The sequence below is a fragment of the Phaeobacter sp. CC-HEC084 genome (assembly GCF_059429255.1).
In genome coordinates, this window is record NZ_JCAIJQ010000002.1 from 1,276,175 (window position 1) to 1,289,055 (window position 12,881).

The window sequence follows — 12,881 nt, forward strand, 5'->3', positions numbered from 1 at the left end:
ACGCCCCGTTTGCCTGACCCTGAGGCCCTTGCAACGGGATTTGATCTATTTCTTGTCGTGGCCTCTTTTCCCTCCCGGGCTTCTGTGCCATAGGGTCACCGCCAAACGGGGTTTTGCATGGGGATGACAAATGCAGATTCGTGAGGCTCTCACATTTGATGATGTTCTTCTGGTTCCGGGGGCATCCGAAGTGCTGCCCAGCACGGCGGACACACGCACCCGCGTGACACGCTCGATTTCGCTCAACATTCCGCTGCTCAGCTCGGCCATGGACACGGTAACCGAGGCCCGCATGGCGATTGCCATGGCGCAGGCCGGTGGCATGGGCGTCATTCATAAGAACCTCGATACCGAAGAGCAGGCCCGGCAGGTACGCCGGGTCAAGCGTTTCGAAAGCGGTATCGTCTATAATCCCATCACCCTGACGGCAGATCAGACCCTTGCCGATGCCAAGGCGCTGCAGGAACGCTACCGCGTGACCGGCTTTCCGGTGGTTGACAGCGATGGCCGTGTGGTCGGCATTGTGACCAATCGCGACATGCGCTTTGCGAGCGATGACAACACGCCGGTTTCGGTGATGATGACATCGGACAAACTGGCGATCCTGCAAGAGCCTGCCGACCGCGAAGAGGCGAAATCGCTGATGAAGGCGCGCCGGATCGAAAAGCTGCTGATCACCGACAAATCGGGCAAGCTGACCGGTCTTCTGACCCTGAAAGACACCGAGCAGGCGGTTCTGAACCCCACCGCCTGCAAGGACGATTTGGGCCGTCTGCGCGTCGCAGCGGCCAGCTCGGTTGGCGATTCCGGCTTTGAGCGCTCCGAGGCGCTGATCGATGCCGGCGTCGACATTGTTGTGGTTGATACCGCCCACGGCCATTCGGCAGGCGTGATCGAAGCCGTTAAACGGATCAAGGCGCTTTCGAACGAAGTGCAGGTGATTGCTGGTAACGTCGCCACCGCCGAAGCGACCCGCGCGCTGATCGATGCGGGCGCGGATGCCATCAAGGTCGGGATCGGCCCGGGCTCGATCTGCACCACTCGCATGGTGGCGGGCGTGGGTGTGCCGCAGCTGACCGCTGTGATGGATTGTGCCAGCGCGGCAGGCGACACCCCGGTGATCGCCGATGGCGGCATCAAGTTCTCCGGCGATTTTGCCAAGGCGATTGCCGCCGGCGCCTCCTGCGCCATGGTCGGCTCGATGATCGCCGGCACCGATGAAAGCCCGGGCGAGGTGATCCTGTATCAGGGCCGCTCGTTCAAGAGCTATCGCGGCATGGGTAGCCTTGGCGCCATGGCGCGCGGCTCGGCCGACCGCTATTTCCAGAAGGACGCCGCCAGCGACAAACTGGTGCCCGAAGGGATCGAAGGTCAGGTGCCCTACAAAGGTTCCGCAGGCGCGGTCATTCACCAGTTGGTCGGCGGTCTTCGCGCGGCCATGGGCTATACCGGCTGTGCGACCGTCGAAGAGATGCGCCGTAACTGCAATTTCGTGAAGATCACTGGCGCCGGCCTCAAGGAAAGCCACGTGCACGACGTGCAGATCACACGCGAAAGCCCGAACTACCGGATCGGGTGATCTTGATGGGCAGCATTGTGACAGCGTCAGTGATGATCGGGGCCGGGGCGTGACCCCGGCGGCCCGCCTGCAGGCGGCGATCGAGGTCCTGGATCAGGTGATCGCGGGCGAGGCGGCGGAGAAGGCTTTGACGGGCTGGGCCCGGCGCAGTCGCTTTGCGGGCTCCAAGGATCGCGCGGCAGTGCGCGATCACGTCTTCACGGCGCTGCGCTGCTTTCGCTCCCATGCGGTTCTGGGTGGCAGCCTGACGGGCCGGGGCCTGATCCTTGGCGGTCTGCGGGAGGCGGGCGTCGATCCCTCCGATATGTTCACAGGTGAAGGCTACGCCCCTGCGCCGCTCAGCGCCGAAGAACAGGCCGAGCCTGTCGGTTTTTCCAGTCCGGCCGAGGAATTCGATATTCCGGACTGGCTCTGGTCCTCCTTTTCAAGCAGCCTTGGGGACAATGCCGAGGCCGCAGCGCAGGCACTGCGCCAGCGCGCGCCGGTGCATCTGCGGGTGAATCTTCGCAAGGCCAGCGTCGCGGAGGCTCGCGCCGCGCTGGAGGAGGAGGGGATCTCGACCGAGCCCCATGCTGCTTCACCCACCGCGCTGGAGGTCACCGAAGGCGCCCGCAAACTGCGCAACGGGGCGGCCTATAACATTGGTTTGGTTGAGCTGCAGGATGCCGCGAGCCAAGCGGTGGTGGATATGCTGCCGCTGCGTGATGGCCTGTCCGTGCTGGACTACTGCGCCGGGGGCGGTGGCAAGAGCCTCGCCATGGCGGCGCGGGCCCAAATCCGCCTGACAGCCCATGACATCGATCCTCGCCGGATGAAGGATCTGCCGGAGCGGGCATCGCGCGCCGGGGTTCAGATCAGCTGCCAGCCCACCGAGGCGGTTCGCTCTGCGGCGCCCTTTGATCTGGTGCTTTGCGATACGCCCTGTTCCGGCTCCGGTTCTTGGCGGCGCGCACCCGAAGGCAAATGGCGCCTGACGCCGGAGCGGCTGGACGAGATCCGGGCCATTCAGGCCGAAATTCTGGATGAGGCGGCCGAACTTACAGCGCCAGACGGTGTGCTGGCGTATGCCACCTGCTCCATGCTGGAGGCGGAAAACGGCGATCAGATCCGTGCCTTCCTGTCCCGCAGCCCGGAATGGCAACTGATCGGCGAAAAAGCCTGGGGGGTGCAGGATGGCACCGATGGCTTCTTCGCAGCGATGTTGACGCGGTCGAAGGCTGGTTGATAAGTATCTGTCAATAAAAGCCGCTGCACCATTAACGTGGCCTTAACCTTGATGGCGGCGTATTGGCGGCATCTTGTCTTTTTTCGGAGCCGTAATGACAGGTCGCCCCACTTCCTCCGTTCCTTCATTGCGGGTGAATACCCCAGAGAATAAACGCCTTTTGATCGTTCTGCTGCTGGCAGGCGCAATGCTGGTGGCGCCTTGGGCGCTTGATTGGCCTGACCGGGTCTCGCGCGGAATGCTCGCCGTTTCGCTAACTCTGGTGGCGGTGGCGCTTCTGATGGTGCTGCAATCCCGGGTGCGACTGAATGCCCGGGCGATGGCGACGGATCTTCTGACCGGTTTCATCGAAAAGGACGCCACGCCCACCTTCGTTACCGATGTGGACGGCAGCATTCACGCCTGCAACGAGGCCGCCGTGAAGCGGTTTTCCGAAGGCAAACAGGAAACGCTCGCCGGCACATTGCGCTCGGTTCTGGCTAATCCGACGGCAGTACTGTTCCGCCTGCAAAGTCAGGCGGCAAAAAGCGGTGCTGCGCGTGAGGATATCGTCACCCGGCGCGGTCATGTCCGTCTCGCGGTGCACCAGATGCAGGGCGGCAGCTTTTTGTGGCGGGTTGAGGATATTGCCGAACGCAGCGGCGGCAGCGGGCGCGGTGCCGAGGCGGTGCCAATCCCGATGATCACCGTGGGCCGGTCCGGCGCGGTTTTGTTCATGAACGAGGCCGCCCGCAAACTGATCGGCGAACGGGTCAAATCCACCGAGCGCCTGTTCACAGCACTGCCGGTCAATCCCGGCCAGCTCAACACCATCATGACCCAATCCGGGCCGGTGGACGTCTTGGTGACCGAGCTGAACCGCACCCAGGGCCGCAGCGAGCTTTACCTGATGGAGGTGGACACCTCCGGGCTCAGCGCTTCTAGCTCCGGGTTCGAAAGCTTGCCCGTGCCCTTCCTGAAAGTGGCGCCCAGCGGCGATATCCTGTCTCTCAACAAGATGGCCCAGCGTCTGCTGGCGGTGGAGCCGCGCGACGATCTGAAACTTGGTCAGCTGATGGAGGGACTGGGGCGCCCGATGTCCGATTGGCTGCGCGATACGGCCGCAGGGCTGGCCTCTAACAAGTCCGAATTCCTGCGCCTATCGCGCCGTGACCGCGAGGTTTTCGTGCAGGTGACCCTGACGCGCACCTTCGAAGAGGGCGCGCCGGTTTTGATCGCGGTGCTGAACGACGCGACCGAGCTGAAGACGCTTGAGGCGCAATTCGTGCAAAGCCAGAAAATGCAGGCCATAGGCCAGCTTGCCGGCGGCGTTGCGCATGACTTCAATAACCTGCTGACCGCCATTTCTGGCCATTGTGACCTGCTGCTGCTGCGCCACGATCAGGGCGATCAGGACTATGGTGATCTGATCCAGATTCATGAAAACGCCAACCGGGCGGCCTCCCTTGTCAGTCAGCTTCTGGCGTTTTCGCGCAAGCAGACCCTGCAGCCCGAAATCCTTGACGTGCGCGACACGCTGTCGGACCTGACGCATCTGCTGAATCGTCTGGTCGGGGAGAAGGTGACTCTGACGCTCAGCCATGATCCGGTAATGCGCTCGATCCGGGCGGACAAACGCCAGCTGGAGCAGGTGCTGATGAACCTTGTGGTGAACGCCCGCGATGCGATGCCCAATGGCGGTGAAATCCGCGTCGAGACCGAAGCGGTTACGCTGACGGCACCGCTGGAACGCGACCGGGCCAAGGTGCCTGCGGGCGATTGGGTTACCATTCGGGTGTCAGACGAAGGTGTCGGGATCGATCCGGACAAGATGCAGAAGGTGTTCGAACCCTTCTACACCACCAAACGCACGGGCGAGGGCACCGGTCTGGGCCTGTCGACCGCCTATGGCATCATCAAACAGACCGGTGGCTATATCTTCATCGACTCGGTCAAGGATCAGGGCACCCGCTTCACCCTGTTCTTCCCGGTGCACAAGCAAGACGCCGTGGAACAGGCACCTGCCGAAGCCCCCGAGGAAGAAGCCGCCGCGCCGCAGCACGGTGAAGGCGTGGTGCTGCTGGTCGAGGATGAGGCGCCGGTGCGCGCCTTTGCCTCGCGGGCTCTGCGGATGCGCGGCTATACCGTGCTGGAGGCGGAATCCGCCGAGGATGCGCTGCGCACGCTGGAAGATCCGGGACTGAGCGTCGATGTCTTTGTCACGGACGTTGTGATGCCGGGCATGGATGGTCCCAGCTGGGTACGGGAGGCACTGAAAGAACGCCCCGATACCCGCGTTGTCTTTGTCTCCGGCTATGCCGAAGGTGCCTTTGGCGAGACGGACCCGGATGTGCCGAACTCGGTCTTCCTGCCGAAACCCTTCTCCCTGAGCCAGCTGACCGAAACCGTACACGCCCAGCTGCACTGACGCAGAGCAGGCACGGGCTGCTGTCGGTGACCTGCAGTTGTTCCAGAAAAGGGCGTTTGCGTCAGCCGCTGATGCTGTCGTAGAGCTCGAAATCTGCCGCGCGCTTGCGCCGCAAGATTGCCTCGACCTTGGGATCCAGCGTCAGTTCCATGGCGGGGCTGACGTTCAGGCTTTCCGTCTCGATTTTCATATCAAGGCGCGCCTCCAGGAACTGCCTGAGCGCGGCTTGATCCTCGTAACGAAAGAAATGCGTCACTGCGCAGCCGTTGCGTTGCGGCTCCAGAAACTTTGACTGGCTGCCGACGTCGGCAAATTTTGGCACATCGCCCTTGCAATAGGCCCGGACGAAATCGTCGAAACTGACCCCCTTGGTCGAGTTGGGCGAACCATCCAGAAACGGGCGCTGGCGGAAGCGGTACCAGCTACCGAGCCAGCTGATCGGTTCGCGCATCACGGCTGCCAGTTCCAGCTCCACCCCACAGACCCGTTCGAACATCGGCCGGAACCAGCGGTTATAGCGGAACACAGGGGCATGTTTCAGCTGCGGCGGATCGGAGACCACGAAATCAGCACGATCCCGCAGCGCAGCCTGATAGGCCGTGGTGCCGGTTTTCGGAACCGAAAGAAGAACCAGCCGTTCGTCATAAAATACAAGCATCGCCACGGGGCTCCGAGAAGAAATCAATCTAAGACATACTATCAGATTGCACGTGTCACAATTCTTCCATTCAAAGGACAACAAAAGCGCCGCGAGAGCTTTGATGCGTTAGAGTGCAGTGCATTTCGCGTGGTCAGCTTAATACCTCGTGGAGGCCTTCGCTATTGGGGCAGTGCTGCAAAGCACCTGATTTTGGTCTGGAAAGCGGGAAGAGAAGTTAAATTCTCCGCTCTGAAATAGCGCAAAGCGACATCGAACGTTGCGGAAACGCGGCATTTTTGCCCATCATTCAGAATTCGAAGTCTCGCCGAATTCTGGCCATTTTTGTAAAATAGGCAGATGTCGTGGGAAAAGGCAGGTCTTATTAGTGCTCCTTGAAAGTTTGGCAGGTGTGTCCCGTTCTTGCGGGTTTTTCTTATCGGGGGCAGGGGCGTGAAACAGCGGCTTCTGGTTCTTGGCTGCGGCTTTGTGGCCGACCTTTATATGCGGTCCTTGGCGGTTATGCCGGGGATCGAGATCGCGGGCGTGTTTGATACCGACAAACAACGGCTCAAACACTTCTGCAGCTACTGGAACCTGCCGCTTGCACCAACGTTTGAAGCATTGTTGCAAAGCGCGCCGGGCGCGCTCGTTCTCAACCTGACAAATCCAGGATCCCACTTTGAAACCAGCCGCGCCTGTCTGGGTGCGGGCCACCCGGTATATTCCGAAAAACCCCTGGCGACGACCTTTCCTGAGGCCAAAGAACTGGTGGATCTTGCCATTAGCCGCGGCTTGCAGATCGCTTCGGCCCCTTGCTCGGTCCTGGGGGAAGCGGCGCAAACTCTTGGTCAGGCTCTACGCAACAATACCGCAGGCACTCCGCGCGCTATCTATGCCGAGCTGGATGACGGTTTCATCACCCAGGCCGAATACCACAAATGGCAGACGGAGAGCGGCGCGCCTTGGCCTTATGAGGATGAATTCCGGGTTGGCTGCACGCTCGAACACGCAGGCTATTACCTGGCCTGGCTGATCAGCTGGTTCGGAGCGGTCCGCACGGTAGTTGCCGCCAGCGCTGAGGCTGTTCCGGGCAAGGAGGGGCACGGACCGCATGCGCCGGATCTGTCGGTGGCGACCCTGTTTTTCGAGAACGGCCCGGTCACGCGACTGACCTGTTCCTTTGTTGCGCCGCACAACCACCAGATCCGGATCGTCGGCGACGCAGGCGTGCTGAGCTGCGATGAAGCCTGGGACAATGATGCGAAAATCCGGTTCGCACGGCGTATCAAACTAAGGCGGCGCCTGATGGAATCGCCGTTGAAGAAACGGATCCGGCTCAAGCAGCCAACCCATCCCAAGGTTAGGAAATGGGGGGCTGCGGCGATGAATTTCATGCTTGGGCCCGACGAAATGCTATCCGCGCTTGCTGAAGGACGCCCAGGGCGGCTGTCCGGTGATTTCGCCCTGCACCTGACCGAAGTCACGCTGGCCATCCAGAACGCAGGCGAGTTCAGCGGAGCCCAGACCATGACAACCCGCTGCGATGCGATGGAGCCGATGCCATGGGCGCAGTGAACCGTATCCTGATCACCGGCGCGAGCGGCTTTGTCGGCTCCGCTGCCCTGCGCGCCGCCCGCGATCAGGGGATCGAGGTGATCGCGCTATACCGCGGCCTGCCGCACGCCGCGTGGGAGGATGATCTCGGCATCACTGGGGTAAAGCTGGATCTAACCGCAGCAGACGCCACCGAACAGCTGACCCCACTTGTCAGCGAAGCCGGTGCAATCATCCATGCCGCAGCGCATCTGGGTGATGATGCGGCGGCGCACGACCGTGTGACCCTGGGGGGGACGCAAGCGCTGCTTTCTGCTCTGGAAAACTGGTGCGGCACGTTCGTGCTTGTCTCTTCCATTGCAGTCTACGATACGGCGGCGCTTGCCCCCGGTGACGCTCTGGACGAAACCTGCGCTCTGGCAACCGCCCAGAAAGGCCGCGATGCCTATTCTAAGGCAAAGCTCACACAGGAAGCGCTGGTCCAAGAGACTATGCCCGATGCCTGGCTGATCCGGCCCGGTGCGGTTTGGGGGGGTGGACGAACGTGGAACGCTCTGCTGGGGTTCTGGGCATCCAACGTTTTCGTGCAGATCGGCAAGGATGGCGCCTTACCTTTGGTTCATGTTGATCACCTTGGCGAAACCCTGATCCGGGCGGCGCAAAAGGAACCAAAGGGACCGGTGTCGATCAATGTGGTGGACGATGATCTACCTGACCGGAGGCGGTTTGTGTCGGTGCACAAAACTCTGACTGGCTGGCCCAAGTTCGTCCTTCCCATCACCTATGACGTTTGGCTGAAGCTGGCGCGCCTGTTGCGGCCGATATCAGCGGGGCTGCCGGGGTTGTTTCAGGAACCGATTATTCGCGCACGGCTGATGCCGCTGCGCTATCCCAACGCGGCCTTGCGGGCCACATTGGGTGGCAAGGATCACGCCCCATTCGAAGAGATGATGGCACAGAGCATCGCAGGTGAGCCATGACATTGCCGAAGCTTGCCTATCTGACCGGAGAGTACCCGCGCGCCTCGGATACCTTTATCCAGCGTGAAGTCGCGGCGTTGCGAGCGCTGGGTCATGATGTCCTGACCTGCTCTATCCGCACCACGGGGGCCGAGCACCTAGTGGGTCCAGAGCAGCGCCAGGAGCATGCCTTGACCTTCAAGGTACTTGGGGCTTGTAAAAAGCCCCTGCGCCTGCTGCGCGCGCATCTGCGCTGGATGCGAAATCCCGGCCGTTATATCGCTGCCTTGCGACTGGCCTGGACAACGGCGCCCCGAGGGGTAAAGGGCCGCCTCTATAACCTGATCTACTTCATTGAGGCGGGCGTCTTGGCGGATGAGCTGCGCCGACAGGAGGTCGATCACCTGCACAATCACATCGCCACTGCCGCTTGCACTGTGGCAATGCTGGCCTCGGAACTGTCGGGCATCCCCTACAGTTTCACGATCCACGGGCCGGACATCTTTTTCAATCCGAACCATTGGCGGATCGATGAAAAGGCCGCGCGGGCGCGGTTTGTTGCCTGCATCAGCGAATTCTGCCGATCACAGCTGATGTGTTTTGCCGATCAATCCCATTGGGCGCGCTTTCATATCATCCATTGCGGCATTGACCCGGGCCGCTACACTTCTGCGCCTCACAAGGGGGCAAACCTGCTCTTCGTCGGGCGGCTCGCCGCGGTTAAGGGGCTGCCAATTCTGCTTGATGCGTTGCGGGACCTCTCTGGCGACTGGAAACTGACGGTGATCGGAGACGGTCCGGATCGCGCCGCGCTTGAGGCGCAGGCACAGGGGCTGAATGTCGATTTTCTGGGTTACCGTTCGCAATCTGAAGTCGCAGAAGCGCTTTCGAACACCGACGTCTTTGTCCTGCCCAGCTTTGCCGAAGGGGTGCCCGTGGTTCTGATGGAGGCAATGGCCTCGGCGGTGCCGGTTGTTGCAACAAGGATTGCAGGAATACCGGAACTGGTGGATCACGCCACCAGCGGGCTGCTGGTACCGCCCGGCGATCCGCAAGAACTGCGCGCGGCCCTGGACCATATGTTGGCGGACAGCAAGGCCCGGCAGGACATGGGGCTGGCGGGCCGTGCAAAGGTGTCCGACGATTTCAACATTAATACCGAAGCCGCCCGCCTATCCCGACTGTTTGCCAGCTATGCAGGCGGCAGCCCCGTTCTGGAGAAGCGTCCATGACGCCGGTCGATATCGTTCTCATTGGGCGCAACGAGGGCGCACGTCTGATTGCCTGCCTCGACTCGGTCCAGGGGCAGGCTCGGCACATTGTCTATGTGGACAGCGGCTCAGACGATGACAGCCTTCACGAGGCCCGCAAGCGCAACGCCAAAGTGGTGGAACTGGATATGTCGATCCCCTTCACCGCGGCGCGTGCGCGAAACGCGGGGTTTGACGCGCTGGAGGAGCCCGAGTTTGTCCTGTTCATCGATGGCGACTGTGTTCTGGCATCCGGGTTCGTAGAGGCCGCGCGCGGTTATCTGAACGATCATCCAGAGGTCGGCATGGTAACCGGTTGGCGCTCCGAGATCCATCCGGAGGCCAGCCCCTATAACCTTCTCTGTGATTGGGAATGGCATCGTCCGCCGGGCGAAATCATGGCCTGCGGCGGCGATATGATGGTTCGTGCTGCGCTATGGCAGGCCGTGGGCGGTATGAACCCGCAGGTGATCGCTGCCGAAGACGATGAGATCTGCTGCCGTTTTCGCAAATCCGGCCATACCCTCTGGCGCATACCCAGTGGCATGACACGTCATGATGCGGATATGCTGCGGTTTGGTCAGTGGTGGACGCGGGCGGTGCGCACCGGCCACGGCTTTGCGCAAGTGCATCATCTTCATCCTGACTATTTCACCACAGAATGCAGACGCGCCTATGTTTACGCCCTTGCGCTACCGCTCTTTGCACTCGCTGTGGCTGTGGTGTGGTGGCCGTTCAGCCTGCCCATTCTGGGGGTCTATGCGCTCAATTGGGCACGCTCAACGGCGGGATTGCGCCGGGATGGCATTCCGCTCACCAATGCAAGATACCTTGGCTTTCTACTGACCCTATCAAAATTTCCAAACCTGATCGGCATGGTGCAATTTCACCTGCGCCGGCTAACCGGGCGCGACATGCGCATCATCGAGTACAAGTAAAGGAACTTTCCATGGTGAGCGAAACCCGCATAGGCCTGATTGGCGCCGGATATATTGCCACCTGGCATGCGGACGCCCTCAAGGCGACGCCGAATGTGCGGATCGCGGCAGTCTGCGATGTCAATGAAACCGCGGCCAAAGGATTCGAAGGACGATATGGTGCGCAGGCATTTACCTCTGTCGATAATCTGATCGCTTCTGGTAGCTGCGACGCCGTGCATATCCTGACCCCGCCGCATCTGCACCGGGCGCTGGCCATCAAGTGCCTTGAAGGCGGGCTCGATGTGTTGGTTGAAAAACCGGTTGCTGAATCAGCGGCCGAGACCCGCGAGATCGAGGCGGCAGCCACCAAAGCAGGCAAGCGGTTTTGCGCCGGGCACAACTTTCTGGGTCTTCCCTCCTATCAAAAGATGAAAAAGGACATGCGCGCTGGGGCCTACGGACGGGTGTCTGGCTGTGACATCAGCTGGGCGTTGCCGCTCGCACCGCTCCGCTCTGGCCCCTATAATCTTTGGCTTTTGCGCGAGCCAAAGAACCTCCTGCTTGAACTAGGGCCGCATCTTTTTGCCTTTGCGCATGATCTTTTTGGTCCTGTCGAGGTGCTGCATGCCCAGGCGGAATGGCCCGTCGCACTGCCTGGAGAGGATATGCGCCCGCAGGGATTCCGGATCCTTGCGCGGGCTGGCGCGGTGCAGATCACCTTTACCCTTGCCATGGTCGAAACCACCGACAACCGAAGCGTGACGCTGCGCGGATCCAGCGCGCGGGCGCGGCTGGACTATGCGCAGGACGTGCTTGTTGTTGAGCGGGAAAACACATCAGACTTGGTGGCCAACCCGCTGCGTAGACAGCTGGACCTGTCCCGCCAGCACCTGTGGCAGGGGATAGGGAACGCGGCGGTTCAGACTGCGTCACTCAATACCAAAAACCCATACGGGCGCAGCTTTCGTGGCATGAATGCGGCCCTTTATGCAGCGGGTCCCGGCGCGGCGCATGCAAAGCCTTATGCTGGCGAAACCGCGGTTGAGGTCATGAAGGCGATCGACGATGCTATCGCTCTATTGCCCGAAAAGGTTTTGCGCGCCGCCGCACCTGCCGTTCAAACCAGAAAACCAAAGCCAAGCGTCATGGTGATCGGCGGAACCGGTTTCATCGGCCGGGCACTGACACGGCGCATTGTCGCCGACGGCCGCGATGTGCGTGTCCTGTCGCGCAGCCGCTCTGGCCCGTTTCCTGATCTTCCCGACCAGGTGGAAACCGTGAGCGCCTCGCTACACGATCTGGAGGCATTGACTGCAGCAATGCAGGGGATCGAGGTGGTGTTCAATTTAGCAAAGGCACTCGAAACCACATGGGAGGATTGCCTGATCAACGACGTGGGGGTTGCGACACGCATCGCCGAAGCCTGCCAAGTGGCAGGTGTAAAACGGTTGATCTACACTGGCACCATCGCAAGCTATGACATGTCGAACCCTGCACTGACCATCACCGAAGAGACGGGATTTGCAGAGGATCTGACCGACCGCAATCTCTATGCGCGGTCCAAGGCAGAATGCGAAAAGCAGCTGATGAAGCTCCACCGCGAGCGCGGGCTGCCTGTTACAATTGCCCGTCCCGGAATCGTCGTCGGGCCCGGCGGACCGCTGCAGCACTGGGGGATCGGTCGCTGGCACGGTGCCGGGGCGGTTCGCATTTGGGGGCACGGGCGCAATATCCTGCCCTTCGTCCTGAACGAAGATATTGCAGATGGACTTGTCCGGATGATGAATGCCCCGGTCGAAGGGCAGAGTTTCAATCTCATCGGTGAGCCGATGCTTTCCGCGCGTGACTATTTTGACGCCATCGAGACCGCACTCGGCGCCAGAATCCGCGTGAACTCCGGCAACCTGTATGCATTCTACGCGTCGGATGCGGTCAAATATGCGCTCAAGAAATATGCCCTGCGCCGATCCGGCGTAATCCGACCCAGCCTCGCAGATTGGAAAAGCCGAGCACATTATTCGCCATTCAGCAATGAAAAGCCAAAACAGGTACTCGGCTGGAAACCGGAAACCGACCGTGCGGTGTTCGTTGAGAAAGCCATAGCCAATGCGAACTTGTTTGGGTTTTGATCCCAGAGGAAGGGGTCTCAGTTTGCCCCCCTTGCCTGAAGTTAGAATTATTCAGAAGCTCCCTCCAGTCTGTCCGCATCGTCTAAAAGACTGCATTCGATCATTTGTCCATGCCTGAGGGGGGCGGTTCTGGTGCGCGTGGCGGGCACTTCCCTTTGCCAACTTCGTCTGGCCAGGGGCAGTCTCAGAGCTAGACACAGCGGTTCCTGTGCCGGTCC

At 60.9% G+C, this 12,881-nt stretch carries 9 protein-coding genes; 8 read left to right on the top strand and 1 reads right to left on the bottom strand.

All coding sequences use genetic code 11. The annotated features are described in order from the left end of the window. Positions 1–130 precede the first annotated feature (130 nt). From guaB to AC5SSZ_RS06540, 3 genes are all read left to right on the top strand, one after another. The gene (gene guaB, locus AC5SSZ_RS06530) at positions 131–1,579 is read left to right on the top strand and encodes an IMP dehydrogenase (RefSeq protein ID WP_065270343.1); all 1,449 of its coding nucleotides are present in this window, start codon (positions 131–133) and stop codon (positions 1,577–1,579) included. Positions 1,580–1,628: 49 nt separating this feature from the next. Further along, positions 1,629–2,804, top strand: a complete 1,176-nt coding sequence (locus AC5SSZ_RS06535) for an RsmB/NOP family class I SAM-dependent RNA methyltransferase (RefSeq protein ID WP_495437658.1) — start codon at positions 1,629–1,631, stop codon at positions 2,802–2,804. Between the two features lie 94 nt (positions 2,805–2,898). Next, a complete protein-coding gene (locus tag AC5SSZ_RS06540) occupies positions 2,899–5,211 on the top strand; it encodes a hybrid sensor histidine kinase/response regulator (protein WP_495437659.1) in 2,313 nt (770 codons plus the stop codon). Positions 5,212–5,272: 61 nt separating this feature from the next. On the opposite strand, the gene AC5SSZ_RS06545 is transcribed toward AC5SSZ_RS06540, so the two are convergent. Continuing rightward, positions 5,273–5,869 (bottom strand): gamma-glutamyl kinase, encoded by a 597-nt coding sequence (locus AC5SSZ_RS06545; protein WP_495437660.1) that lies wholly within the window; start codon positions 5,867–5,869, stop codon positions 5,273–5,275. A gap of 432 nt (positions 5,870–6,301) precedes the next feature. Here AC5SSZ_RS06545 and AC5SSZ_RS06550 point away from each other — a divergent pair, with 432 nt between their 5' ends. Genes AC5SSZ_RS06550 through AC5SSZ_RS06570 form a run of 5 tightly spaced genes read left to right on the top strand, consistent with a single transcriptional unit; the run spans position 6,302 to position 12,663 of the window. Next, a complete protein-coding gene (locus tag AC5SSZ_RS06550) occupies positions 6,302–7,426 on the top strand; it encodes a Gfo/Idh/MocA family protein (protein WP_495437661.1) in 1,125 nt (374 codons plus the stop codon). After that, entirely contained in the window at positions 7,414–8,385 is a 972-nt protein-coding gene (locus AC5SSZ_RS06555; protein ID WP_495437662.1) for an NAD-dependent epimerase/dehydratase family protein, read from the top strand. Before AC5SSZ_RS06550 ends, AC5SSZ_RS06555 begins: the two co-directional genes overlap by 13 nt. After that, on the top strand, positions 8,382–9,596 hold the full coding sequence (locus tag AC5SSZ_RS06560; protein WP_495437663.1) for a glycosyltransferase family 4 protein: 1,215 nt from the start codon (positions 8,382–8,384) through the stop codon (positions 9,594–9,596). Before AC5SSZ_RS06555 ends, AC5SSZ_RS06560 begins: the two co-directional genes overlap by 4 nt. Beyond that, positions 9,593–10,552, top strand: coding sequence for a glycosyltransferase family 2 protein (locus AC5SSZ_RS06565; protein ID WP_495437664.1), 960 nt, complete (start codon positions 9,593–9,595; stop codon positions 10,550–10,552). The genes AC5SSZ_RS06560 and AC5SSZ_RS06565 overlap by 4 nt, the downstream gene beginning before the upstream one ends. Positions 10,553–10,563: 11 nt before the next feature. Beyond that, the gene (locus AC5SSZ_RS06570) at positions 10,564–12,663 is read left to right on the top strand and encodes an NAD-dependent epimerase/dehydratase family protein (protein ID WP_495437665.1); all 2,100 of its coding nucleotides are present in this window, start codon (positions 10,564–10,566) and stop codon (positions 12,661–12,663) included. Positions 12,664–12,881: the final 218 nt, after the last annotated feature.

Excerpts from the sequence above, each read along its gene's own strand:
- guaB (WP_065270343.1), top strand. The coding sequence starts at position 131 with ATGCAGATTCGTGAGGCTCTCACATTTGATGATGTTCTTCTGGTTCCG.
- AC5SSZ_RS06540 (WP_495437659.1), top strand. The coding sequence starts at position 2,899 with ATGACAGGTCGCCCCACTTCCTCCGTTCCTTCATTGCGGGTGAATACC.
- AC5SSZ_RS06545 (WP_495437660.1), bottom strand. The coding sequence starts at position 5,869 with ATGCTTGTATTTTATGACGAACGGCTGGTTCTTCTTTCGGTTCCGAAA.
- AC5SSZ_RS06555 (WP_495437662.1), top strand. The coding sequence starts at position 7,414 with ATGGGCGCAGTGAACCGTATCCTGATCACCGGCGCGAGCGGCTTTGTC.
- AC5SSZ_RS06560 (WP_495437663.1), top strand. The coding sequence starts at position 8,382 with ATGACATTGCCGAAGCTTGCCTATCTGACCGGAGAGTACCCGCGCGCC.
- AC5SSZ_RS06565 (WP_495437664.1), top strand. The coding sequence starts at position 9,593 with ATGACGCCGGTCGATATCGTTCTCATTGGGCGCAACGAGGGCGCACGT.
- AC5SSZ_RS06570 (WP_495437665.1), top strand. The coding sequence starts at position 10,564 with ATGGTGAGCGAAACCCGCATAGGCCTGATTGGCGCCGGATATATTGCC.